The 22,666-nt window shown below is 69.1% G+C and carries 23 protein-coding genes; 11 read left to right on the forward strand and 12 right to left on the reverse strand.

The genetic code is table 11. From position 1 onward, the window contains the following. Window positions 1-15: 15 nt before the first annotated feature. Complete coding sequence (locus OHT21_RS06580; RefSeq protein ID WP_328767303.1) at window positions 16-1,068, reverse strand: PP2C family protein-serine/threonine phosphatase; 1,053 nt, start codon at window positions 1,066-1,068, stop codon at window positions 16-18. Window positions 1,069-1,378: 310 nt separating this feature from the next. On the opposite strand from OHT21_RS06580, the gene OHT21_RS06585 reads away from it, so the two are divergent. Beyond that, window positions 1,379-1,753, forward strand: coding sequence for a VOC family protein (locus tag OHT21_RS06585; protein ID WP_328773975.1), 375 nt, complete (start codon window positions 1,379-1,381; stop codon window positions 1,751-1,753). 351 nt (window positions 1,754-2,104) lie between these two features. After that, window positions 2,105-2,413, forward strand: a complete 309-nt coding sequence (locus OHT21_RS06590) for a DUF6355 family natural product biosynthesis protein (RefSeq protein ID WP_328767304.1) — start codon at window positions 2,105-2,107, stop codon at window positions 2,411-2,413. 136 nt (window positions 2,414-2,549) lie between these two features. Here OHT21_RS06590 and OHT21_RS06595 read toward each other — a convergent pair whose 3' ends face one another. Further along, complete coding sequence (locus OHT21_RS06595; protein ID WP_328767305.1) at window positions 2,550-3,059, reverse strand: ATP-binding protein; 510 nt, start codon at window positions 3,057-3,059, stop codon at window positions 2,550-2,552. Between the two features lie 147 nt (window positions 3,060-3,206). Here OHT21_RS06595 and OHT21_RS06600 point away from each other — a divergent pair, with 147 nt between their 5' ends. Then, window positions 3,207-4,133 carry a helix-turn-helix domain-containing protein gene (locus tag OHT21_RS06600; protein ID WP_328767306.1) on the forward strand — a complete coding sequence of 309 codons (927 nt, stop codon included), beginning with the start codon at window positions 3,207-3,209 and terminating at the stop codon, window positions 4,131-4,133. After that, a complete protein-coding gene (locus OHT21_RS06605) occupies window positions 4,130-4,345 on the forward strand; it encodes a DUF397 domain-containing protein (RefSeq protein ID WP_328767307.1) in 216 nt (71 codons plus the stop codon). The genes OHT21_RS06600 and OHT21_RS06605 overlap by 4 nt, the downstream gene beginning before the upstream one ends. 54 nt (window positions 4,346-4,399) lie before the next feature. On the opposite strand, the gene OHT21_RS06610 is transcribed toward OHT21_RS06605, so the two are convergent. After that, window positions 4,400-5,371 (reverse strand): multicopper oxidase domain-containing protein, encoded by a 972-nt coding sequence (locus OHT21_RS06610; RefSeq protein ID WP_328767308.1) that lies wholly within the window; start codon window positions 5,369-5,371, stop codon window positions 4,400-4,402. 186 nt (window positions 5,372-5,557) lie between these two features. Between OHT21_RS06610 and OHT21_RS06615 the strand changes: the two genes are divergently transcribed. Next, entirely contained in the window at window positions 5,558-8,083 is a 2,526-nt protein-coding gene (locus OHT21_RS06615; protein WP_443050324.1) for a ThuA domain-containing protein, read from the forward strand. Between the two features lie 35 nt (window positions 8,084-8,118). Next, window positions 8,119-10,314, forward strand: coding sequence for an OmpL47-type beta-barrel domain-containing protein (locus tag OHT21_RS06620; RefSeq protein ID WP_328773977.1), 2,196 nt, complete (start codon window positions 8,119-8,121; stop codon window positions 10,312-10,314). 140 nt (window positions 10,315-10,454) lie between these two features. Here OHT21_RS06620 and OHT21_RS06625 read toward each other — a convergent pair whose 3' ends face one another. The 4 genes from OHT21_RS06625 to OHT21_RS06640 form a co-directional block, all read right to left on the reverse strand. Then, window positions 10,455-12,632 carry an MMPL family transporter gene (locus OHT21_RS06625; RefSeq protein ID WP_328767309.1) on the reverse strand — a complete coding sequence of 726 codons (2,178 nt, stop codon included), beginning with the start codon at window positions 12,630-12,632 and terminating at the stop codon, window positions 10,455-10,457. A gap of 5 nt (window positions 12,633-12,637) precedes the next feature. Then, complete coding sequence (locus OHT21_RS06630) at window positions 12,638-12,889, reverse strand: hypothetical protein (RefSeq protein ID WP_328767310.1); 252 nt, start codon at window positions 12,887-12,889, stop codon at window positions 12,638-12,640. Between the two features lie 160 nt (window positions 12,890-13,049). Next, window positions 13,050-13,718 (reverse strand): response regulator transcription factor, encoded by a 669-nt coding sequence (locus OHT21_RS06635; RefSeq protein ID WP_328767311.1) that lies wholly within the window; start codon window positions 13,716-13,718, stop codon window positions 13,050-13,052. Between the two features lie 45 nt (window positions 13,719-13,763). Further along, on the reverse strand, window positions 13,764-14,918 hold the full coding sequence (locus OHT21_RS06640) for a sensor histidine kinase (protein ID WP_328767312.1): 1,155 nt from the start codon (window positions 14,916-14,918) through the stop codon (window positions 13,764-13,766). A gap of 176 nt (window positions 14,919-15,094) precedes the next feature. Here OHT21_RS06640 and OHT21_RS06645 point away from each other — a divergent pair, with 176 nt between their 5' ends. After that, the gene (locus OHT21_RS06645) at window positions 15,095-15,523 is read left to right on the forward strand and encodes a hypothetical protein (RefSeq protein WP_328767313.1); all 429 of its coding nucleotides are present in this window, start codon (window positions 15,095-15,097) and stop codon (window positions 15,521-15,523) included. Window positions 15,524-15,563: 40 nt separating this feature from the next. On the opposite strand, the gene ligD is transcribed toward OHT21_RS06645, so the two are convergent. The 4 genes from ligD to OHT21_RS06665 form a co-directional block, all read right to left on the reverse strand. After that, on the reverse strand, window positions 15,564-16,580 hold the full coding sequence (gene ligD / locus OHT21_RS06650) for a non-homologous end-joining DNA ligase (protein WP_328767314.1): 1,017 nt from the start codon (window positions 16,578-16,580) through the stop codon (window positions 15,564-15,566). A gap of 62 nt (window positions 16,581-16,642) precedes the next feature. Next, entirely contained in the window at window positions 16,643-17,734 is a 1,092-nt protein-coding gene (locus OHT21_RS06655) for an amidinotransferase (protein WP_328767315.1), read from the reverse strand. Window positions 17,735-17,855: 121 nt separating this feature from the next. Beyond that, window positions 17,856-17,993: a hypothetical protein gene (locus OHT21_RS06660; protein ID WP_328767316.1), complete on the reverse strand. Its 138-nt coding sequence runs from the start codon at window positions 17,991-17,993 to the stop codon at window positions 17,856-17,858. Between the two features lie 170 nt (window positions 17,994-18,163). Next, window positions 18,164-18,586: an Hsp20/alpha crystallin family protein gene (locus OHT21_RS06665; protein ID WP_328767317.1), complete on the reverse strand. Its 423-nt coding sequence runs from the start codon at window positions 18,584-18,586 to the stop codon at window positions 18,164-18,166. A gap of 181 nt (window positions 18,587-18,767) precedes the next feature. Between OHT21_RS06665 and OHT21_RS06670 the strand changes: the two genes are divergently transcribed. The 4 genes from OHT21_RS06670 to OHT21_RS06685 all read left to right on the forward strand — a co-directional run bounded on the left by OHT21_RS06670 (window position 18,768) and on the right by OHT21_RS06685 (window position 22,054). After that, a complete protein-coding gene (locus OHT21_RS06670; protein WP_328767318.1) occupies window positions 18,768-19,262 on the forward strand; it encodes a J domain-containing protein in 495 nt (164 codons plus the stop codon). A 29-nt stretch (window positions 19,263-19,291) separates the two neighbouring features. Further along, the gene (locus OHT21_RS06675; protein ID WP_328767319.1) at window positions 19,292-19,678 is read left to right on the forward strand and encodes a hypothetical protein; all 387 of its coding nucleotides are present in this window, start codon (window positions 19,292-19,294) and stop codon (window positions 19,676-19,678) included. 191 nt (window positions 19,679-19,869) lie between these two features. Continuing rightward, window positions 19,870-20,934, forward strand: a complete 1,065-nt coding sequence (locus tag OHT21_RS06680; RefSeq protein WP_328767320.1) for an ATP-dependent DNA ligase — start codon at window positions 19,870-19,872, stop codon at window positions 20,932-20,934. A gap of 160 nt (window positions 20,935-21,094) precedes the next feature. Further along, entirely contained in the window at window positions 21,095-22,054 is a 960-nt protein-coding gene (locus OHT21_RS06685; RefSeq protein ID WP_328767321.1) for a DUF3048 domain-containing protein, read from the forward strand. A 96-nt stretch (window positions 22,055-22,150) separates the two neighbouring features. On the opposite strand, the gene OHT21_RS06690 is transcribed toward OHT21_RS06685, so the two are convergent. Next, window positions 22,151-22,615, reverse strand: a complete 465-nt coding sequence (locus OHT21_RS06690; protein WP_328767322.1) for a MarR family winged helix-turn-helix transcriptional regulator — start codon at window positions 22,613-22,615, stop codon at window positions 22,151-22,153. Window positions 22,616-22,666 lie beyond the last annotated feature (51 nt).

Below are 22,666 nucleotides of genomic sequence, written 5' to 3' on the forward strand. Positions count from 1 at the left end.
CCGACCCGCCGACCCTCAATCCTCTACGGCGAGCCGTTCCACGAGAAGCATCGCCGCATCATCCGACAGGTGGCCGCCGGTGTGGCGGATCAAGCCCTGGTGCAGCTGCTCCAGGAACTCCGGCGTGCTGCACGTATGCGCTGCTTCCATGGCCTCGGGGAGGGTGAAGAAGCCGTCGTCGGGGCTTCGCGCTTCGATCACGCCGTCGGTGTGCAGCAGTAGACGGTCGCCGGGCGTGAATGCGTAGCTGTCCGCCTTGGCGGGATGGGCGGTGATGAATTCCTCCAGGCCCAGGGGCGGCAGCGGCGAGGTGGGCATCAGGGCCTCGACCTTGTCGCGGCGCAGCAGCAGTGGTGGCGGATGGCCGCGGTTGATGACCTGGATCACGAAGTTGTCGGACACCTCGACCACGAGCGCGGTGACGAAGTCCTCGGCCTCGTGTTCCCTCGCGGTCGGATCGATCGCGTCCGGCACGGCGCACTCCCGTTCCAGGGCGGCGGCGCAGTGGTTCACCACCTCCTCCAGTTCGTCCTCGTAGTGCACGGACTCGCGGAACGCCCCCAGGACGACCGCGGCCAGGCGCACCGCGGGCAGCCCCTTGCCGCGCACGTCGCCCACGATCATCCGGACCCCGTACCGGGTCTGCGACACCGCGTAGAGATCGCCGCCGATCTGCGCCCCGGCCTCTGCCGCGAGGTACAGGCTGGCCATCCGCAGCGGCCCGAGCCGGGCCGGCACGCGTCTCAGCAGGACTCGTTGTGCTGCCTCGGCGATCCGGCGGACCTGGTCCAGCTCGCTCTGTCTGCGCGCACGTACGGCACTGCTCATCGTGACACTGGCCACTGACACCACGAGGAGAGACAGGAGGTTGCTGTAGACCTGGCCACCCCAGCTCTGGTGGAGGGTTGCCGTGATCACGGTGACGGAGAAGGCTGCCGCAGCTGCCGAGAGGGTGCCCTTCGGGCCCAGCGTCAGCGCCGCCAGTGCCGGGATCGCGGCGAGTATGGGACCGGTGATCACCTCGTGTGCGGGCGAGAGTTCGATGCCCAGCGCGAACAGTACGATCACGAACGGCAGACACTGCCCGAGTCGGAAAAGGACCCGGCTGTGACCGCCCGCTCCTGAGGGGCCGGATGAGCGGAAGAGTGACCGCATGGCAACCAGCCTGGCGCACCGGAGTCGACTGTTCCACTCAGCGGCGTCGTGTCTTCGATGGTCATACGGCTTTCCCGTGGGACTGCATCTTCGCGGCGGGGCTGGAGGGGTCGACGTCGGTCACGGGCGGCTCGACCCGCCGCGCATGCCCGTCGCAGCGGCGGGTACGACCCTCCCGTGCTGGGGCGTCGCGGAAGCGGCTGAAGAGCGAGGGGTGTCGGAAGTGATCCGGAAGCTGCAGATGGTCGCGTTGGACTGTGCCGATCCGGTACGGCTCGCGGAGTTCTACGCCGAGCTGCTCGGCGGGCGGGTAATCCCGGATTCGGAGGACCCCGACTGGGTCGAGGTGCACGGGTTCGAGGGGACGCCGCTGGCCTGCCAGCGGGTGGACGGCTACCGAGCGCCCGAATGGCCCGGCCAGGAGCGTCCGCAACAGCTCCACCTGGACTTCGACGTGGACGACCTCGACGGCGAGGAGAAGCGGGCGCTCACCCTCGGCGCGACCGTCCTGGAGCGGACGGACCAGCTCCGCCCGGACGCCAACTGGCGGGTCTACGCGGACCCGGCGGGCCATCCGTTCTGCCTCTGCCTCCACTGAGTCCACCAGATCCACAGCAGCCCGGGCGGGGACTTCGGCCGGGTTCCATCAGCCAAGCGCAGCCCAGCGGCATGGCCGGCACCAACGCGTCGACGCGGGTGCCCTCATCTGTTGCCCGCTGTTGCCCGCGCTGTCTGCCCGTGGCGCATTTTTCGGAAGTTGTCTGTTCGGCATCAGCGCCCCGAACGCGAACAACGTTTGAGCCTCTACACCTGGAGTCGACGTTCCGGCCGCAACAGCCGCGTCGCCGGCCCGGTTGCGACGGAACTCTGAGGCGGAGCTGAGTTCGCAAGCCCGCCGTCTCTACCGGTCGCTCACTTGTGATCGGTGCCGTCGATCAAAGGGGAACCCATGAAGAAGAAGATCCCGCTCAAGCGTGTGACCGCCGCAGCCGCCGCGATCGCCACGGCTGGGCTGCTGTCGGCCGGCGCCAACACCGCTGCCGCGGCGACGCCGCCGGGGGACACCTCCGCGAGGGCATGCGGCTACTACGAGACCCGTGACACCGCCTACTACGGACACTGCGGCCGCGGCAAGGTCATCATCAAGATCGAACTGGACTGGACCACCGACGTGCGGTACTGGTGCGTCGGGCCGGGCGAGAGGCGGCTGGGCAGCACAGACGACATCGACTACGCGGTGTACGTCGGGACCTGCTGAACCACCACTTGAGCAAGCGCGCCTCGACAGCGTGGCGGTGTCTCGAGATACGCCGCCACGCTCCGCGTTCCGGAGACAGAACCCGATGAACGGGTGCCGCGGCCTGCGCGGTTGAGGCGCGCGGTAGAGCGCCGTCCTACTCCGACCGCGCCTCCGAAAACGCGTACTCCGCCCAGACCGTCTTGCCCGGCCCGTCGGGGCGTGGGTGCCAGTCCCAGCGGGTGGCCAGGTGCGATACGCGGAGGAGGCCGCAGCCTGTTTCCTCGGTACCGGCGGTGTCCGGGGCGGGGGTGGGGCGCCGTGGGAGGCGTTCGGCTCGGGTGTCTGTGACCTCGATGCGTACGGTGCGGCCGTCGGCCGGGGCGTTCACGTGGAGGTGGAAGTCCCGGCCGGGGACGTGCCCGTGCCGTACGGCGTTCGCGGTCAGTTCCGCGACGATCAGCTCGATCTCCTCGTGGGCCTCGGTGGCGTACGGGATTCCCCAGGCGTCCAGGCGGACGGCTGTCAGGCGGCGGGCGAGTCGGGCGCCGCGCGGTGTCGAGGTGAAGCGCATCTCGAAGGTGCGGTCGTCACCCTGCTCGGCGGCCGTGGCCAAGTGGTGGGTGGTAGGGGCGAGTTGGGTGGGGTCGGTGGGATTGGTCGTCATGGTCACCACGGTCCTCTCGGTGGCGTAGCGTGACCAGTGGTGACGCACCGACGCGGACCGGCTGTACGCGCGGTGTCGGTACGGGTACGAGGCGCGCGGCGTAACGGCGTTCCCCGCGGGGGCGTTGGGCCGGGGAGGAGGTGGCTGATGGCGGAGCGTACAGGTGCGGCGGCGGGGGCCGAGGCGGTTCCGGGCGGTGACGGCAGCGGAGCGATCGTGAGCGTCGGGGAGCGCTGGGACAGCGACGACGGGGACGGGCGGCGGCCGGAGGACGAGGCCGGTAAGGGCGTGGTGGTCGCGTTCGGGCAGACCCTGAAGACGCTGCGACTGCGGGTGGGGATGGAGCGGGCAGAGCTCGGGAAGCGGCTCGGATACTCCGCGTCCACCATCGCCTCGTTCGAGCAGGGGCGAAGGATTCCGTCGCCTCGCACCATCGACCGGGCGGACGAGGTGGTGGAGGCGGGCGGGTTGCTCTGCCTGTGGAAGGAACAACTGGAGCGGGCTCAGTACCCGGTGTTCTTCCAGGGGATGGCGGGACTGGAGAAGGCGTGCCTTGAGTTGCTCATGTACGACACGCAGGTCGTCAACGGACTCCTCCAGACCGAGGAGTACATGAGGGCCTTGCTCGCCATGCGGCGTCCACCGCTGGACCAGGAAACGATCGAGCAGCGCGTATCCGCGCGGCTGGCCCGGCAGGACATCTTCGACCGGCAACCCGCACCGCTACTCGGTTTCGTGATGGACGAGGTGATTTTGCGGCACCGGTACGGCGGCAAGGACGTCCAGCAAGGACAGCTGGAGCAGCTCCTCCTGACCGGCCAGAAGCGGAACGTCGAGATCCAGGTCATGCCGACCGACTGCGAGGACAACGCGGGCGTGAACGGGCCGTTCACAGTCGTCACGCGGAAGGACGGCAAGAAGTTCGTGTACGCCGAGACCCACGCAACCAGCACTCTGGACACCGACCCGGAACAGACGGTTCTCGCCGCTGCTCGCTATGGGATTATCCGCTCACAGGCTCTCACTCCACGAGAGTCAATGGAGTTCATCGAAGGGTTGCTGGGATCGCTATGAACAACGCTGAGTCCTCGACCGCCGCATCCGATTTCGCTTGGTTCAAGAGCAGTTACAGCGGAACCGAGGGCGGTCAGTGCGTAGAGGTCGCGGCCGGTACGGCAGTTGTGCACGTCCGGGACTCGAAGGCCGTCGCCGGGTCCGTCGTCACGGTGTCGCGTGAGGCCTGGGCGGGATTCGTCGGGTTGGCCTCGTCGGCGCAGGACGCCTGACGCTCGTACGACCGTGAGAGCCCTGCCGGTTTCTCTCGGAGGAACCGGCAGGGCTCAGTGCTCATGCGGCTCGTGCGGTTCATGAGGCTCGTACCCCGGAATCGTCCCGTCCGCCTTCTTCACCAGGAACAGCCCCACCATCCCCATGTCCGAGTGGCTCTGGACATGGCAGTGGTACATCCACGCGCCCGCGCCGACCCCCTCCCCCGCGATCACTTGGAAGCCGAAGGAGTCGGCAGGTCCTGTGATTTTGTTGTCCAGGACCTGGCTCGGGTCGTCGGGGCCGGTCAGCATGCCGGTGCGGTTGTCGGCCCAGCGGTGACCGTGCATGTGGAAGGTGTGGTAGTACTCGCCGTGCGTGATCACCACGAACTCGACGCGATCGCCCACCGTCGCCTCGAAGTTGGGGCCGCTGTGCGCGGGCTTGTTGTTGATCAGCATGTCGTTGAAGACGATCGTGTGGGTCGCGTCCGGGAGGATGTCGCCCTTGCGGCGGACGATCACCGGGCCGTACAGCCCTTTGCGGATGCCGCCCGTGCCGTGTTCCGTGCCGACGACATGGTCGTGGTAGTGCCAGTAGCCGGCGCTGCCCGCGCGCCACGTGCCGTCCTTGCGGCGGCCGGGTGCGTGGGTGCGCCAGGTGTACGTACGGGTCCCGCCCGGCTCTACGTCACTCTTGTTCTGCTTGGTGCCGTCGCTGGTGATCTCGTAGTCGAGGCCGTGGACGTGCAGGCTGACGGCCACGTCCATGGTGTTCTCGAACTCGATGTGGATGGTGTCGCCCTCGTTGAGTTCGATGAGCGGGCCGGGGATCGACGCCTTGCCCTTCTCGTAGCCGTAGCCCATCTGGCCGTCGGCGAGTTTCTCGGCGTACAGCTTGATGCGCTTGACCTCGCCGCCGGCCGGGGCGGTCTTCACCGGCTCCGCGGCCTCTGCGGCGCCGAGGGACTCGGGAGCCAGAGACAACGATGTCGCGACGGCCGCACCGCCCAGCAGTACGCGCCTGTTGAAGCCGCGTCTGTCCATGCCGAACTCCCCACCCTGGTACGGAATTTACGGAGATGAACCGCTGAGACGGTAGCGGCCCCGCAGTCGTTTTTCCACACTCAGGACAAAGTTCGTGCCATTCCGGTCGTAGCTATTGGCGAGACGGGCAAAGAGGTCTAGCTTCCTTGGCGCCGTTGCTGTGACCGACGAGGAGTGGATGACCCCATGCGGTTCACATCGCATCAAAGATCCCTGAAATTAACAGAGTTGACCACAAACAGACGTCGGCGACGAGTGAAAAGACGGGGCTGGGCCGCCGTCCTGACCACCGGGTTCGTCACCGCAGGCCTGCTCTCCGGCGGTCCCGCGAGTGCGGTCCAGGCCCCCGAGCCGCCACTGACAACGATGTCGATCAAGTCACCACCGGGGGGCGCCAACGTACGGGTCCTGCTCTTCCACGGTTCCGCGGCGGGCGGCGACGAATCGCCCGTCGTCAACGCCGGGATCGAGGCGATCGAGGAGATCGGGCTGACCGGCCCGGCGAACCAGCGCTTCAAGGTGACGGCCACGGACGACGCCTCCGTGTTCACCGACGAGACCAAGCTCGGCCGCTTCAACGCGGTCGTCTTCCTGACCGGCGGCGGCGACGTCCTCGACGCCGAGCAGGAGGCGGGCCTGGAGGCGTACATGGAGGCGGGCGGCGGCTTCCTCGGCCTCCATGACGCGGCCCGCGCCGAACCGTACTCGGACTGGTTCACCGGGCTCGTCGGTGCCCGGCCCGCCGCGTCGAGCCCAACTGCCGTACAGCGGGCGACCGTTGAGGTCGGCGACCGGCAGCATCCGGCGACCAAGGATCTGCCGCTCCAGTGGAAGCGCCCCGACGCCTGGCTGAACTGGGTCAAGAACCCCTCCGGCGACGTGCACACCGTGGCGCGGGTGCGCGAGTCGACGTACCAGCCGGGCGACAGCAAGAACGGCGCCGACCACCCGGTGTCCTGGTGCCGCGACTACGACGGCGGGCGTTCCTTCTACACGGGCATGGGCGGCACGGTCGCCTCGTACGACGAAACGGACTTCCGTGCGCATCTGCGCGGGGCGCTGCTGTGGACGACACGGCTCGTGCGGGCCGACTGCAAGGCGGCGATCAACGCCAACTACAAGGCGGAGCGGCTGACCCAGCCCAACCAGCCGGGGCAGAACGACCAGATCGGCGAGCCGCACGGCCTGGTCACCGCGCCCGACGGACGGGTGCTCTACATCGGCCGCGGCGGAGCCGACTCCTCGCAGCCGGTCGTCACGGACTGGAACAACCCCGACATCGGCAAGGGCAACGGCGAGATCCACGTCTACGACCCGAAGACCAAGAAGGTCACCCTGGCCGGCGCGCTCACCGTGTTCGGCAACAAGGGCGGCGGCGGTGAGCTGATCAAGGTCGAAGAGGGGCTGCTCGGCATCGAGTTGGACCCGAAGTTCGAGCAGAACGGCTGGGTGTACCTGCACTACACGCCCCACTCCCAGATCAACCGCGACACGCGGATGGCCGAGCGGCGCGTCTCCCGTTTCACGTTCGATCTCGCCACGAACAAGCTGGACCTGAGCAGTGAGAAGGTCCTGCTGAAGTGGCCGGTGCAGATCCACAGCTGCTGCCACGCGGGCGGCGGCATGGCCTGGGACTCCAAGGGCAACCTGTACATCGCGACGGGCGACAACAACTCCAGTGGCTTCAGCGACGGTTACTCGGGCAACAACCCGGAGCCCAACTACAAGGGCGTGTCGTTCGCCGACGCGCGCCGCACCTCCGGCAACACCAACAACCTCAACGGCAAGATCCTGCGCATCCACCCGGAGCCCGACGGCACGTACACGCTCCCCTCGGGCAATCTCTTCACCGGCAAGGAGACCGACGAGGGCGGCGGCAAGACGCGCGGCGAGATCTATGTGATGGGCGTCAGGAACCCCGCGCGTATCTCCGTCGACAAGAAGACGGACACGCTGTTCGCGGGCTGGGTCGGCCCGGATGCGTCGAACCCGTCGACGACTTGGGGCCCGGCGAAGTACGACACGTTCGCCGCGATCACCAAGCCGGGCAACCACGGCTGGCCGTACTGCATGGGCAACAAGCAGCCCTACCGCGACCGCAATCTGCCGGACCCGACGAAGCCGCTGGGCTGGTATGACTGTGACGCCCCGAAGAACGAGTCGCCGAACAACGACGGCCTCGTCAACCTGCCGCCGGTCACCGGGAACACCATCTGGTACTCGCCCCAGGGCGGCGGACCGGACTTCCCGCGCGACGCGAACGGCATCCCGTCGTACAAGGCGGAGGAGCAGAAGTTCCTGCTGCCGTGGCTGAAGGGCGGCGGTCAGGCGGCCATGATCGGACCCGTCTACCGCTATGACGCGGCGTCCGCGGGTGCGGGGGCATGGCCGTCGTACTGGGACGGCAAGTGGTTCGTCGGCGACTTCTATGACGCCGACCAGCCGCGGCACGCGGTCCTGCTCGACCCCAAGACGGCGGGACAGGGCGGCATTCCGGTGCACGCCGAGTCACTGAAGAAGATCATTCCTATCGGCAACGACGGCATCAAGAACCTCATGGACTGGAAGTTCGGCCCCGACGGCACGCTGTATGCCCTCGACTACGGCCGCGGCTTCTTCACCTCGGACGCCAAGTCGGCGCTGTGGCAGGTCACTTACAAGGGCGGCGCTCCGACGCCGGCCGCCGATCAACTGGCCAGGGAGGCACAGTGACGGCTGTACGCATACGGCGGCGAAGAAACGTACGCCTGTGGACGGCGCTTCTGGCGTCACTACTGATGGTGCTCGGGCTGACGTCCACGTCCGCCTCCGGGCAGACCGACGAGGCCGATGCCCCGTCGGCCGCTGCCGCGCAAACGCTTACGTGGACGGCCGGCAACGACATCGACAAGTACACGTCGGCGCCCGCCACCGCGGTCGCGGGCCCGACGACGATCGTCTTCGAGAACAGCACGGGGACCGGCAACACCACAGGTATGCCGCACACGTTGACGTTCGACGTCTCCGACCCGGAGTACAACAACGACGTCCCGCTCAACATCCTGGCCAATCCGAACGACGACCAGGGCGGCAAGTACACGGCCGAGGTGACGCTGACGCCCGGCCGGTACCGCTACTACTGCACCATCCCCGGCCACGGTCAGATGCAGGGCATCCTCGTGGTCACCGAGGGCACCGGCGAGGACACGACCGCGCCCGAGACCTCGGCGGACGTGAGCGGTACGCAGAACGCGGACGGGGCGTACGTGGGTTCGGCGACCGTGACGCTGAGCGCGACCGACGACGGCTCCGGCGTGGACCGGATCGAGTACGCGATCGGTGACGCGGGCGCCTGGCAGCCGTACACCACGCCCGTGGTGGTCGACCAGGTGGGCGACCACAAGGTCCGCTACAGAGCGGTCGACAAGGCCGGGAACGTGGCCGCCGAGAAGGCGGAGGAGTTCACGGTGGCGTCGCCGTCGACGGACGACACGACGGCTCCGGAGACGTCGGCTGCGGTGACCGGTGAGCAGAACCCGGAGGGTGCGTACCTCTCCATGGCGACCGTCACCGTGACGGCCTCCGACACCGGTTCCGGCGTCAACACCATCGAGTACGCGCTCGGCGACTCCGGTGCCTGGCAGCCGTACACGGATCCGGTGATGGTCCACGAGGTGGGCGCGCACAAGGTGCGCTACCGGGCCACGGACAAGGCGGGCAATGTCGCCGCGGAGAAGTCCGTCTCGTTCACGGTGGTCGCGCCGCCCGCCGAGGACAAGACTCCTCCGGTGACCGGCGTGAGCGTGGAGGGCGCGAAGAACTCCTCCGGGGCCTACATCAACAGCGCCAAGGTGACGGTGACCGCGACGGACGAGCACCATGGTTCCGGGGTCGCCAGCATCGAGTACTCGCTGGACGGCGGGCCGTATCTCGCGTACACCGCACCCGTCGTGGTCGATCGCGCGGGCGCGCACCGGTTGGCGTACCGGGCGAGCGACAAGGCGGGCAACACCTCCGACGCCCGGACCGTGAGCTTCACGGTCGCCTCGGGTGGCGGGGTGCCGGCGCCCGCCTGCGCCGAGTACGACGAGCGGCTGACGGTCATCGTCGGCACGGTCGACACCGGTGTGCCGAACCGGGTCACCAACAGCCGGTGCCGGATCAACGAGTTGATCGAGGACGAGAAGGAGTGGACGTCGCACGCGCTGTTCCTGAAGCACGTGAAGTCCGTCCTGGACGCGTTGCTCAAGGAAGGCGTCATCGTCCAGCGTGAGTACAAGCTGATCAACAAGGCCGCCAAGGAGTCGGGCATCGGCAAGCCGGGCCAGACCGAGGGCTACCGCACGCTCTTCGACGGCTCCGCGGAGTCGTTCGCGAAGTGGCAGCAGGTCGGCGGCGGCCAGTTCGCGGTGAACGCGGACGGTTCGATGACCAGCAGCACCACGGTGGCGGGCTTGGGCATGCTGTGGTTCCCGGAGCGCAAGTACGGCGACTTCTCGCTGAAGCTCCAGTGGCGTGACGACGCGCCGGGCACCGGCAACGCCAACGCGGGTGTGTTCGCCCGCTTCCCGTGGGTCCATGACCACCACGAGGAGTCGCGTCCGGAGTGGGTCGCCATCAAGTACGGGCATGAACTGCAGATCAACGACCGCCCGGATGGCGACATGTACAAGTCGGGCTCGGTCTACGGCTTCGACCGTGTGGGCCTGGCCGGTGCGGGCGTCACCCAGAAGGGCACCTGGAACGACTACGAGATCCGCGTGGTCGACCAGCACTACTCGGTGTACCGCAACGGCGTGCTGATCAACGAGTTCGACAACATCGGCGGCCAGGACTTCACCCCGCCCCGCTCGGACGACCCGGGCACGGACGGGCGACGGTTCGCCTCCGGCTACATCGGGCTCCAGGTGCACGGCACGACGGATGTGATCTCGTACCGGGACATCCGGATCATGGAGTTGTAGTGGGAATGGGGGGGCGGCGCTACAGCGGTCGACGCTGAGAGCGATCCCTGGACGCGTCTCCGTTCGCTCCAGAGCCCCGGCTTTCGTGCGCATTCTTCCGCGTACGGCTGCCGGGGCTCTCGCGTGCTCGCGCCTCGGAATCAGTGACCTTCGGGGCGCTCCAGCGCCACCTTCGGCAGCCGCCTGGCGAGCGGCGCCGGGAGCCACCAGGCGTGGCGGCCGAGCAGTCGCATCACGGCGGGCACGATCAGGCAGCGGATGACCAGGGCATCCAGCAGGATCGCCACCGCGAGGCCCAGGCCGAACTGCTGCAGCATGCGGCTGGGGCTGAGGACGAAGGCGGCGAAGACCACGATCATGATGGCCGCGGCCGCGGTGATCACCTTGCCGGTGGCCGCCAGGCCCTCGCGGACCGCGTGGCCGTGGTCCTTCGTACGCTCCCATTCCTCGTGGATACGGGAGATCAGGAACACCTCGTAGTCCATGGAGAGTCCGAAGACGATCGCGAAGATCATCACCGGGATGAACGCCTCGATGGGCCCCGGCTGCACCCCGAACCAGCCTTCCTGGAAGACAAGGGTGATGACACCCAGCGCGGCGGAGATGCTCAGCAGGTTCAGCAGGGCCGCCTTGAGCGGGATCAGGACCGAGCGGAAGACCAGCATCAGCAGCAAGGACGACATTCCGACGACGATCGCCACGAAGAGCGGCATCCGCTGGGTGACACTGTCTGCGAAGTCCTGTGTGGCAGCGGTGGATCCGCCGACCAGGAACTCCGCACCGGTGTCCCGCTCCAGCGGCGGCAGTACGTCGTCCCGGAGCCGGTGCACGAGGTCGGTGGTGCCCTCGTCCTGCGGCGCGGTCTCGGGGAAGACGATGACCGTGGCGAGCCTGCCGTCCTTCGAGGGCAGCGCGGGGCTGGTCGCGGTGACCCCGTCGGCCTCGGCGAGGGCCGCGCGAACGGCCTCGCCCGCCGCCCGGTCGCCGTCCGCGACGACGATCAGCGGACCGTTGAAGCCTGGGCCGAAGCCCTCCGCGAGGAGGTCGTAGGCCTGCCGACTGGTCGAGGTGGGCGCGTCGTTGCCCGCGTCGGCGAAGCCGAGGCGCATCCCGAGCGCCGGAGCGGACAGCGCGCAGAGGGCGATGAGCGCGGCCAGCAGCGCGGGCAGCGGGCGGCGCTGCACCGCCGCCGCCAACTGCCGCCACCGGGCGCCTTCTTCCCTGCCCTTGGCAGCGGCCTTCTCGGCACGCTTGAGGACGTGGCGCTGGATCCGCCCGCCGAGCAGCGCGAGCAGGGCGGGCAGCAGGATCAGGGAGGCCGCCATGGTGACCAGGACCGTCAGCGCCACCGCGAGTGCGACGCCCTGCAGTGAGCCGAGGCCGAGCGCCACCAGGCCGAGCAGCGCGATGATCACGGTGCAGCCGGCGAAGAAGACGGTGCGGCCGGCGGCGTCCAAGGCGAGCCGGGCCGCGCTCGTGGGGTCTGCGCCGTGGGTGAGCTCGTGCCGGTAGCGGTAGAAGATCAGCAGTGCGTAGTCGACGCCGACACCGAGTCCGACCAGCATCATGATCGGTGGGGTGAAGTCGGCGACGGTGAACACATGCGAGGCCAGAGCGATCAGCCCGATCGCTCCGCCCACCGCGAACAGCGCCGTGACCAGTGGCAGCGCGGCCGCCACCAGCGAGCCGAAGAGCACCACCAGGACGACGAGCGCGGCGAGCATGCCGGCCCCTTCGGCGGCGCCTCCCTCTTCCTCCTCGGCGCCGCGCACGGCATCGCCGCCGAGTTCCACCCGCAGTCCGTCCCCTGCGGCGGCCTGCGCGGTGTCGATGATCTTTGTGACGTCGGCCTTGGGCACGCTCTCCGCCTTGTCGTCGAGCGTCACCGTGGCATAGCCGATCGTGCCGTCTGCGGATACGGCGGAGGCGTCGTCGTAGGGGCTGCGCACCTCGGCCACGCCGGTCAGGCCGCGGACCTGACCGAGCATCCGTTCCACGGCGGCCTCGCGCTCGGCGATGCCCCGCTGATCCTCGAGGACGATCTGGATGCTGTCCCCGGCCTGCAACTCACCGTGCTGCCTCATCAGGTCGGTCGCGGCCTGGGAATCGGTTCCTGGCAGCGTGAAGTCATTGCGATAGCTGCTGCCGGCCGCCTGCGAGCCGACCGTGAGCACGGCCAGCAGGAGCACCCACAGCAGTACGGCTCCCCAGCGATGGCGCTGGGACCAGGCGGCGAGCCGTCCGAAGACGCCCGTGGGAGGGGCGGTGGCGGGTGGGGTGGAGGTCTTGTTCGCGGTCGTGCCGCGCGGGACGGGCATGGTTACTACCCCTTGTTCTGGAACGGAGGGCGACCGGCCAGATGCGCGCCGATCGCCGCGCCCACGAGGGCACACAGGATCGGCACGGCGATGAAGGCGGCCAGCAGTGCGCCGGTGCCGTCCACATCGAGGCTGCGGTCGAGGACGAAGGTGAGGAAGGCGCCCACGGTCTCGGTCAGCAGAAAGCCCGTGGCTCCGCCGACCAGAAAGCCCAGCAGGGCGGCTGCGGCCTTGCCGCGCAGGGACGTTGTGCTCATACCCGCAGCGTGGTGGGACGGTTGGGCCGGGGGCGTCAGCCTCTGGCGGACACCTGGGCTACCCCAGCGGTTGCGTCCCGGACGGCCGGGCGTAGTCCGGTGGTTGTGTGGTGGCGGGGGTGCCTCGGCTTGGCAGGGCGTTTGGGATCGGCCCGGCAGGTCACTCCGACAACCAGCCGGGGCTCACCATTCCCGACTCGTACGCCATGACCACCAGCTGGGAGCGATCGCGGGCGTCCAGCTTGGACATGATGCGGCTGACATGGGTCTTGGCGGTGGCAGGGCTCAACACCAGCCGCGCGGCGATCTCGTCGTTGGTCAGTCCGGCCGCCACCAACTCCATCACCTCGCGCTCCCGCTGCGTCAGCGCGTTCAGGCGCGGGCTCAGCTCGGGCACCTTGACCCGGCCCGCGAACTCCGCGATCAGCCGGCGTGTGACCGAGGGGCTGATCAGCGCATCGCCGCGTGCCGCCACCCGTACCGCCCGCAACAGCTCCTCCGGTTCGGTGTCCTTCACCAGAAAGCCGGTGGCACCCGCCCGCAGCGCTCCGTAGATGTAGTCGTCCAGGTCGAAGGTGGTCAGGATGACCACCCGCACGTCGGACAGACGCGGATCGTCGGCGATGCGGCGGGAGGCCTCGAGACCGTCCACGCCCGGCATGCGGATGTCCATCAGGGCGACGTCGGGCCGCAGTTCCCGGCAGGCGGCCACGGCCTCTTCGCCGTCGCTCGCCTCTCCGACCACGGTGATGTCGTCCTCGTCCTCCAGGATGGAGCGGAACCCGGCGCGCACCAGGCGCTGGTCGTCCGCCAGCAGAACCTTGATCATGAGGCCGGCTCCGATCGTCGGATGACACGAGTGGTCGGTGGTGTGTCAATCCTCGTACGGAATACGGGCGGTGACAGCAAAACCACCGCGCGGCCCGGGCCCCGGCCCCGCCGACAGTTCGCCGCCGAGCGCAGCCACCCGCTCCCGCATCCCCTTGATGCCGCTGCCTCCGGTGTTGCGGTTTCCGGCCCCGCGGTCCACGGCGCCGTAGTCGCCGTCGTCCTCGATCGCCAGCGAAAGCTCCCGTTCCCCGAAGCCGAGCCGCACCTCCACCGTCGTGGCCCCGCGCGCATGACGGGTCACATTGGTCAGCGACTCCTGCACGACGCGGAACGCCGCGAGATCCACGGCGGCGGGCAGCACTCGCGCCTGCCCGAGGTTGCACACCTTGACGTCGAGCCCCGTCGGCTTCACCGAGGCCACCAGCTCATGGAGGCGGGCAAGCCCCGGCGCGGGCTTGGTCGGCGCCTCCTCGTCCACCTGGCGCAGCACCCCCAGCGTGGCGCGCAGCTCCCCCAGCGCCTCCCGGCTGCTCTGCTTGATCGCGGCGAGGGCGTCCTCGGCCTGCTCCGGGTGCTTCTTCAGCCGGTGCAGCGCGGCGCTCGCCTGCACGTTGATCAGTGAGATGTTGTGCCCAATGACGTCGTGCAGGTCCCGCGCGATCCGCAGCCGCTCCTCGGTGGCCCGCCGTCGCGCCTCCTCCTCCGCGAAGGCGAACCGCCCGTGCCGCATCGTGCCGAGCGCCACCACAGCCACCAGCCAGCCCGTGAGCATGAAGATGGCGACGCCGTTCACGTCCCCGTTGCCGGCCAGCGTTCCGATGCCCACTCCGATGACGACAACGGCGCCGATGGCGACGGCCGCCCGCAGCCGGCCCTCGGCTGCCACGGAGAAGAGCGCCACGATCAGGGCGACCAAGAGCGGGCCGTCGTACGCGCTGGTGAGGTAGTAGGCGGCGGTGGCGGCCAGGGTGAACACCGTCACAGCCACCGGATACCGGCGCCGGAAGTACAGCGCCCCGCACGCGGCGACGATCAGCAGCCAGCCGAGGAGGGTCACAGGCCAGGGTTCCGTGGGGTCCTCGCGGATCAGCGGCGCCGCATTCCAGACGGCCGCCAGCAGGAAGACACCGCAGGCCGACGCCAGATCCGCCGCCCGACCGTGTGGAAGCCGCAGCCGGTGCGCACTGTCATGTGCCATGAGAACAGCCTAGGCAGCCTCTTGGCCTGCGCCCTCGGCCGGACGTGGACACCCGCGGGGCCCGCCCCGCAACCACGGATGTACGAGTCACCGCCCCGGCCACAACTTCGGGTGTAGGGCGAATGCCCGCCCGGGGCCGACGCCACGGGCCGCGCCCGCCGTCCACTCTCGTCAGCATGAACACGTACGAGCACGAGCCCCGGGTCCCCACCCAGCTTCAGCGTCTGAACCTGCCTCTGGTGATCGGACTGGCAGCCGCGGCGCTGATCAGGCCGCTGTTCTCGATCACCGGCCTGAGCGACAGCCTCGGCAGGCCGGCCACGCCGCTGATCCTCACGGCGGCCATTTCCCTGGTGTGGATCGGGGTCGGTGCGCTCAGCCGGGTGCGCGAACCCCTGCTGACCCTCACCGCGGCCGGCCTCGCCTACGCGCTCGGCACCATCGTGCTCAGCGGAGTACTCTCGCCCCTCCTCGACGGAGAGTTGGAGGGTCCCCTCGCCCATCCGCAGGCGATCATCCCGGTCTTCGCCGTCAACGCCGCATGGGGAGCCCTCTGCGGAGTCTGCGCCCTGGGCATGCGCAGACTCCGCGGGCGCCGTGGCTAGCGTCGAGCGCCGGCTCGGGGTGACAGCCCGGCAGCACGGCTCAACCCCTGTCACGCTTCGCCCGGCTCGGCTGTACCCGCTTGGGTTCCCCCGGCATCTTCGGATACTCGGGCGGGTACGGCAGGTCCTCGAGGCCGTGGTCGTGTTCGTCGCGGCGGGCCAGTTCCAGCAGGGCCTCGAGGGAGAAGGCGTGATCGTCCATGTCCGCGTGCACGTCGCCGAGTTCGGCGAAGCGCGCGGGCATGGTCGTGATGTCGAAGTCCTTGGGCACGGCTTCGCCGACCTCCTCCCAGCGCAGGGGTGCGGACACCGGGGCCTGCGGACGAGGACGTACGGAATAGGCGGAGGCGATGGTGCGGTCGCGAGCCGTCTGGTTGTAGTCGACGAAGATCTTCGCGCCGCGCTCCTCCTTCCACCAGGCGATGGTGACGTAGTCGGGCATCCGGCGCTCCAGTTCGCGTCCGGCTGCGATCGCGGCGCGGCGTACCTGAGTGAAGGTCCAGCGCGGCTCGATGGGCACGAAGACGTGCAGACCCCGGCCGCCGGAGGTCTTGGGCCAGCCGCGCAGTCCGCCGAACTCGTGGAGTACGGCGCGCAGTTCGTGGGCGGCGCGGACGGCGTCGGCGTAGTCCGTGCCGGGCTGCGGGTCGAGGTCGAGCCGGAGTTCGTCGGGGTGGTCGACATCGTCGCGGCGCACCGGCCACGGGTGAAAGGTGAGCGTGCCGAACTGCGCGGCCCACACCACGGCTCCGACCTCCGTGGGGCACATCTCGTCGGCGCTGCGCCCGCTGGGAAAGGTGATGTGGGCGGTCGGGATCCAGTCGGGCATGTTCTTGGGCGCCCGCTTCTGGAAGAAGGACTCGCCGGTCACGCCCTCCGGGTAGCGCTCCAGGGTGGTGGGCCGGTTGCGCAGGGCGCGCAGGATGCCGGGGCCGACAGCCAGGTAGTACTGGGCGACATCGAGCTTCGTCAGGCCGCGCTCCGGGAAGAAGACCTTCCCCGGGCTGGACAGGCGCACGGTCCGCCCGCCCGCCTCCAGCTCCACCGCTTCACCCATGCGAGCCACGGTATGCGTACCGCACGCCCCTCGCATACCGAGCGACAGGGCGCCAGGGCCGGTCAATCGAAGTACGACTCGAGCGTGCCGCGACGCCGGATGTCGAGGGTCGCGCAGTGGAACGAGCCGCCGAACGGCGCGTAGTGCAGCAGGTCGCACGGGATCGGCTCGAACCCCCATTTCTCGAGCGCCCGCAGCATGCCGGTGTGGTGCCGCTCCGCGATCACCCGCTTCTCGTCGACCATGAGCACGTTCATGTTGAGCCACTTGCCGCACATCGAAGTGATCTTGAGCAGGGGCTCGTTGATCGGGTCGGGCTCGGGGGCGACCAGGACGTCCCACGTGTCCAGGACGTCGGGCAAGCGGTCGACGTCGATGTATTCCGGATTGACCAGGACCTTGCCGGGCGCGAGCAGCACGAAGGTCGTGTCGATGTGCATGGGAGTGGGGCAGCTGCTCTCGATCTCGTGGATGCGATAGGCGGGACCGAGATGGCGGCGCAGCCAGTCGATGCCCATGCGATTGGTGACGTTGCTCCTCGTCACGAACAGGTCCCGTCCCGCGCGCACGAAATCCGCCGCGTCGAAAACCGGCTCGAACTCGGTGAGGATGAGGCGCACGGGCTCGCCGGCCGCGGCGGGACGGAAACCGGGCTCGAAGAGTTCGTCGGTGAGCTGCGGTCGCGGTGCCGCCGTCCAGCGTGCGCCGCGCCGGAAGTAGTCCTTGAGGATCGGGCGATAGGAGTGGGTCTCGAAGTACCGGCACGGCCATGCCATCGGGGTCTCGATGATCTCGTCGCCGATCACGAGCATGCTGTCCCGCGGGCAGGTGTTGCAGAAACCGCGCGACGACCAGTCGGGGGTGCCGAAGCGCTTCTTGTGGTCGACCGGCTCCGGCCGCCGGACCGTGACGTCGAGGGACTCCAGCAGCCCGATGAACTGATCGAGTTCCTGCTGCGCCCGCTCGAGCAGCAGGCGCGGGTACCTGAAGCCGGCGGCGAGTCCCTGCAGCCGCCCCGCCCACGGGGGGATGTTGCAGGCCACGACCGGATGGTGGCCGGGGATCGTCGCGCCGTCGAGACGCCCGACGATGATCTCCTCCAGCGGGTCCCACTCGTTGTGGGAATTGACCGGCGAGAGTGTTGCCGTGCCCATGGCATCCACCTCCGTTGTCAGAGTGTCCCGATGCCGTGGTTCCATCCCTGAGCCGTAGCTGAAACGGCTTCCCCGCCCACCGGCCCTGTCCCAGGAGGCGCGGGCGCTGCGTACGTACGCCCTACTCGGCGTCCTCTTCCCCTACGCGATAGGTCTTGGTCCAGGTGGCTCCACAACGGCAGGAGGAGTGCTCTACGAGTTCACCGTTCTCGGTGGCACCGAGACCTCGGTTGATGCGGACGTGCACATGCTCAGACATGGGCGGACTTCTTCCTTCCTGCGGCCCGCCGACCGGACGACGGGCTGAGTGCCGCCATCCTCCGCAGGTCTGCAAGAAGCCGCGTAGGAGCTACGTCACATCCGTCCGGTGCGGAAGCAGCCCGTGGCCCGACCCTTTCAGGTCGGGCCACGGGTCTGGACGCCTGGCCGTCAGCCGGAGAGTTCCTTCTTCTCCTCGGCGTGACTGATCTCGATCTTGCGGGGCTTCGCTTGCTCAGCCACCGGGATCTTGACCGTCAGCACCCCGGCGTCATAACTGGCCTCGACGTGCTCCACGTCCAGGGTCTCGCCCAGGAACAGCTCCCGCCGGAACACCCCGTACGGGCGCTCGGCCACGACCAGCTCCGACTGGGCGACGTCCGGCGCCGCACGCTCGGCGCGTACGGTCAGCACGTTCTGCTCGACGCTCAGATCGATGCTGTCCGGGTCGATACCCGGAAGGTCCAGGTGGACCCAGAACGCACCCTCACGCTCGTACGCGTCCATCGGCATGGTCACCGGCCGGGCCACTGTCCCCAGCAACTGCTCGGCCAGGCGGTCCAGTTCACGGAAGGGATCGGTGCGCAGCAGCATCCCGGTCACGCTCCTCTCGGACTGTGACAGGGCCGTCGTGGACGGCCGCTTCCACGGACCTCTCTCATCACCTCGCATACCCAAAAGGTGCATATTGACACCATCTGGGCAAGGTTATATGCCTTGTTGATGGGAGGCTCTTAGGATCCGCGCAGGTCAAGCTGCCGGGGAGGTGAGGACGATGATGCCAGGGCAGCGACCGCGGCGCGACCACTACGCGGTCCTCGACGTCCCACGTGACGCCTCCGCCGGAGAGATCACCTCCGCCTATCGCAGGCTGGTGCGGCTGCTGCACCCGGATGCCCGGCCGGCGGATCCGGCAGCGGCGGATCGCCTCGCCGACGTCCTCGCCGCCTACGACACACTGGGCGATCCGGGGCGACGCGCGGACTACGACGCCGGGCGGGACGGGCACACGCCGCGTACAGGTGCCGGTCAGCCGGTACCTGTCCGTGTCACCCGAAGGCCGCGGACCTCCCCTGCGAGGCCTGCGCCTAAGCACCGGGCAGGGCGCGAGGTGTCGAGCCGGCTCCTGGGCGCCGAGGACGGACTGTTCTTTTCCGCGTCGGTGCGTATCGGCCCGCGGTTCGCGGTTCTCCCACCCGGTTGGGATGGCCAGGGGCTGGCCAACCAGCTCCTGCACTGGCTGCGGCAGACGGATCCGTGGCTGCGCTGACCGACGGCTCTTGGAAGGGAGGCAAGCCGATGATCACCGAACTGGCTGTGGAGCGCGTGGAATTCACCTGCGGCCACTGCTGGCGCACATGGAGCGCCGACTACGACGTGCAGTACTACCGCGACGAGAACGGCGACGAATGGGAGTACTTCACCCGCGACGGCCACGGCGTGCCGTCCCCCTACGACCCCCAGGGTGCTCCCGCCTGCCCGGTCTGCGGCCGCCGCTGGGTCGGACGCCTGACCGCCCGCCGGCCCGCCCCCGTCCCGCCGGGAGCCGCAGGCACCCCCCGGCTCAGGATGACCGTGCCGCGTGACCAGCACCGCACCGACCGGCACGCCGCACCACCGCTGGAAGCGGACGCCCACGAGCAGCCCGCGCAGGAGAGCCCGGCCGCTTCGTCCGGCGAGCGCTGAGGCTCACTCGGCGCGGCGGCCGGACTGGTCCGCTGAGTGTGGCGTGCCCCGGCTGCCGCGCGTGCCGCCCGCGCGCGCGGCGGCTAGATCCGCATCCAGAACGCCGACCCGGGCCCGAAGAGCCAGCACCGTCTCGCGCCGCCTCTCGGCTCAGAAAGCGTCAGGGAACACGGCGGCGCAGAATCTAAGACATGGATCTGCCAGTGATGCCGCCCGTGAAACCCATGCTCGCCAAACCAGTGGCGAAGATTCCGCCGGGCATGCACTACGAGGCGAAGTGGGACGGGTTCCGGGCGATCGTGTTCCGCGACGGGGCCGAGGTGGAGTTCGGCAGCCGTACCGGCAAGCCGCTGACCAGGTATTTCCCCGAGCTGGTGGAGGCGGTGCGGGAGCGGGTGCCCGAGCGGTGTGTACTGGACGGGGAGATCGTGATCGCGCGGGAGGGGCGGCTGGACTTCGACGCGCTCACGGAGCGGATCCACCCGGCCGATTCACGGGTGAGGCTGCTCGCCGAGCGGACGCCGGCCTCGTTCGTGGCCTTCGACCTGCTCGCGCTCGCCGACGAGTCACTGGTGGACGTGCCGCTGGGCGACCGACGAGCGCTGCTGGAACGGGAGTTGGCCCAGGTCACGCCTCCCGTCCATGTGGCACCGGCGACCACCGACATCGAGGTGGCGCAGCGGTGGTTCGAGCAGTACGAGGGCGCGGGCCTCGACGGGGTGATCGCCAAGCCGCTCACCCTGCGCTACCGGCAGGACGAGCGCCTGATGTTCAAGGTCAAGCACGAGCGCACGGCGGACGTGGTCGTCGCGGGCTACCGCCTCCACAAGAGCGGGCCCGTCGTGGGTTCGCTGCTGCTCGGCCTGTACGACGCCCAGGGCGCCCTGCAGCACGTGGGGGTGAGCGCAGCGTTCTCGATGAAGCGGCGCGAGGAGCTGGTCGGGGAGCTGGAGCCGCTCCGTATGGAGTCGGCCGAGGGGCATCCGTGGGCCGCCTGGGCGGAGGAGGCGGCGCACGAGACGGCACGGCTGCCGGGTGCGCCCAGCCGCTGGTCGGGCAAGAAGGACCTGTCCTGGGTGCCGCTCAGACCGGAGCGGGTGTGCGAGGTGGCGTACGACCACATGGAGAACGGTCAACGCTTCCGGCACACGGCCCGCTTCCGCCGCTGGCGGCCCGACCGGACGCCGGAGAGCTGCACGTATGCGCAGCTGGAGGAGCCGGTGCGGTACAACCTGGCGGAGATCCTGGGTGCGTAGGACCGAGCCGTACGACTGACACGACCGCCCGTCTCCTCACCTGTCCCCCGTTACCCACACGGCTGAGTGAGCCGCCTTCGACCTTGGCCGATTGGGTAGGACACTGATTGAATCCCAAATCAGAAAAGCGGCGAAGCGGAGCATAGTGGACAGCGAAGGCATGAGGCGGGCGGGGCTGAGGGGGCGCACGCGGCGCTCCACGGTGGTGGCGGCGCTGCTGGCCGCCTTGCTGGCGGGCTCCGCGATGGCGGGTTGCACGCCGGAGGAGACCGACGACGGTCGCGGGCCGGGCGACGGCAGTCCGGGCGCCGGTTCGGTTCTCGCCGTGAAGATCGACAACGCGAGTCGGGCACGGCCGCACACGGGCATCGACGCGGCGGACATCGTGTACGCCGAGCAGGTGGAGGGTGGGCTCAGCCGGCTGATGGCGGTGTACGCGACCAAGTTTCCGAAGGCGATCGGGCCGGTGCGCAGTGCGCGTGAGTCCGATCTGGAGTTGCTGCGGCAGTTCGACGAGCCGACGCTTGCCTTTTCTGGGGCGCAGGGGAAGTTGCTGCCGCTGATCGACGAGGCGCCGTTGCACGCGGCGCCGCCGGAGGAGAACCCGAAGGCGTACTACCGGGGTACCGACAAGCCCGCGCCGCACAATCTGTATCTGCGTCCCGGGCGGCTGTTGAAGTCCGCCGCCGGGGCGGAGGCGTTGACCACCGGGTTTGAGTACGGGGCGCTGCCTGCGGGCGGTGCGGCCGAGTCGTCGCACACCGTGCGCTTTCCTGCGGCGCGGTTCACCTTTACCTGGTCCCAGAGTCGGGAGCGGTGGCTGGTGTCCATGGACGGCAGGCCGAGCGCTACGACCGATGGGCCGCAGATGGCTGCCTCGACGGTGGTCGTGCAGTACGTGAAGATTCGCAAGTCGCAGTTCAAGGACTTCTTGGGGAACAACACGCCGTACACGGAGACGGTGGGTGCGGGCAGGGCGAAGGTCTTGCGCGACGGGCGCAGCTTCGATGCCGACTGGAAGCGGGCGTCGGCCGAGGACGGAACCGAGTTCACGACTCGGGACGGCGAGCCGTTGCCGTTCGCCCGCGGGCAGGTTTGGGTGGTGTACGCGAAGGCGTGACGTGGGCGGGGGCGGGGTTTTCTTTCCCCAGCCCCGCCCCTTCCCGAAACTGGGGGCTGCGCCCCCAGGCCCCTTGCCTCCGGCGGGCCAACCTGCTCAACCGCCGGAGGCAACCGGCTCCCCCGGGTTCCGCAACCCCTCCGCCGCATCCGACACCCTCTGGAGCAGGTCGAAGAACACGGCCTGCTCCTCCGCCGACAACGGCGCCAAGAACACCTGGTTCATCCGAGCCGTCCGCACCGTCAGCTTCCGGTGCGTACGCACCCCCTCGTCCGTGAGGCGGAGCAGGAAGCGGCGGCCGTCCTGTGGGTCGCGGACCTTGTCGAGCAGGCCGCGGCGGCCCAGTCGGCTGATGACCTCGGCGATGGTGGAGCGGTCCAGACCCACCCGCTCCCCTACGGTCCGCTGGTCAAGGCCCGGCTCGGCGACGAGCGCGTTGAGCACCGCGAACTGCGGCGAGGTGATCTCCTCGGAGACCATCGTGTTCCATAGCAGGTAGTGCGCCTGCTGCAGCCGCCGGGCCAGGTGCCCGGGGTGGGTGGTGAGGTCCACCGCGGCCATGTGCGCTCCTCGAATTCGTCGGTGTACTGAACGATACCGGTCGCGGCACAC

This window comes from Streptomyces sp. NBC_00286 (assembly GCF_036173125.1).
Classification (GTDB): Bacteria; Actinomycetota; Actinomycetes; order Streptomycetales; family Streptomycetaceae; genus Streptomyces.

Excerpts from the sequence above, each read along its gene's own strand:
- OHT21_RS06590 (WP_328767304.1), top strand. The coding sequence starts at position 2,105 with ATGAAGAAGAAGATCCCGCTCAAGCGTGTGACCGCCGCAGCCGCCGCG.
- OHT21_RS06595 (WP_328767305.1), bottom strand. The coding sequence starts at position 3,059 with ATGACGACCAATCCCACCGACCCCACCCAACTCGCCCCTACCACCCAC.
- OHT21_RS06600 (WP_328767306.1), top strand. The coding sequence starts at position 3,207 with ATGGCGGAGCGTACAGGTGCGGCGGCGGGGGCCGAGGCGGTTCCGGGC.
- OHT21_RS06605 (WP_328767307.1), top strand. The coding sequence starts at position 4,130 with ATGAACAACGCTGAGTCCTCGACCGCCGCATCCGATTTCGCTTGGTTC.
- OHT21_RS06610 (WP_328767308.1), bottom strand. The coding sequence starts at position 5,371 with ATGGACAGACGCGGCTTCAACAGGCGCGTACTGCTGGGCGGTGCGGCC.
- OHT21_RS06615 (WP_443050324.1), top strand. The coding sequence starts at position 5,558 with ATGCGGTTCACATCGCATCAAAGATCCCTGAAATTAACAGAGTTGACC.
- OHT21_RS06625 (WP_328767309.1), bottom strand. The coding sequence starts at position 12,632 with ATGCCCGTCCCGCGCGGCACGACCGCGAACAAGACCTCCACCCCACCC.
- OHT21_RS06630 (WP_328767310.1), bottom strand. The coding sequence starts at position 12,889 with ATGAGCACAACGTCCCTGCGCGGCAAGGCCGCAGCCGCCCTGCTGGGC.
- OHT21_RS06635 (WP_328767311.1), bottom strand. The coding sequence starts at position 13,718 with ATGATCAAGGTTCTGCTGGCGGACGACCAGCGCCTGGTGCGCGCCGGG.
- OHT21_RS06640 (WP_328767312.1), bottom strand. The coding sequence starts at position 14,918 with ATGGCACATGACAGTGCGCACCGGCTGCGGCTTCCACACGGTCGGGCG.
- OHT21_RS06645 (WP_328767313.1), top strand. The coding sequence starts at position 15,095 with ATGAACACGTACGAGCACGAGCCCCGGGTCCCCACCCAGCTTCAGCGT.
- ligD (WP_328767314.1), bottom strand. The coding sequence starts at position 16,580 with ATGGGTGAAGCGGTGGAGCTGGAGGCGGGCGGGCGGACCGTGCGCCTG.
- OHT21_RS06655 (WP_328767315.1), bottom strand. The coding sequence starts at position 17,734 with ATGGGCACGGCAACACTCTCGCCGGTCAATTCCCACAACGAGTGGGAC.
- OHT21_RS06660 (WP_328767316.1), bottom strand. The coding sequence starts at position 17,993 with ATGTCTGAGCATGTGCACGTCCGCATCAACCGAGGTCTCGGTGCCACC.
- OHT21_RS06665 (WP_328767317.1), bottom strand. The coding sequence starts at position 18,586 with ATGCTGCTGCGCACCGATCCCTTCCGTGAACTGGACCGCCTGGCCGAG.
- OHT21_RS06670 (WP_328767318.1), top strand. The coding sequence starts at position 18,768 with ATGATGCCAGGGCAGCGACCGCGGCGCGACCACTACGCGGTCCTCGAC.
- OHT21_RS06675 (WP_328767319.1), top strand. The coding sequence starts at position 19,292 with ATGATCACCGAACTGGCTGTGGAGCGCGTGGAATTCACCTGCGGCCAC.
- OHT21_RS06680 (WP_328767320.1), top strand. The coding sequence starts at position 19,870 with ATGGATCTGCCAGTGATGCCGCCCGTGAAACCCATGCTCGCCAAACCA.
- OHT21_RS06685 (WP_328767321.1), top strand. The coding sequence starts at position 21,095 with ATGAGGCGGGCGGGGCTGAGGGGGCGCACGCGGCGCTCCACGGTGGTG.
- OHT21_RS06690 (WP_328767322.1), bottom strand. The coding sequence starts at position 22,615 with ATGGCCGCGGTGGACCTCACCACCCACCCCGGGCACCTGGCCCGGCGG.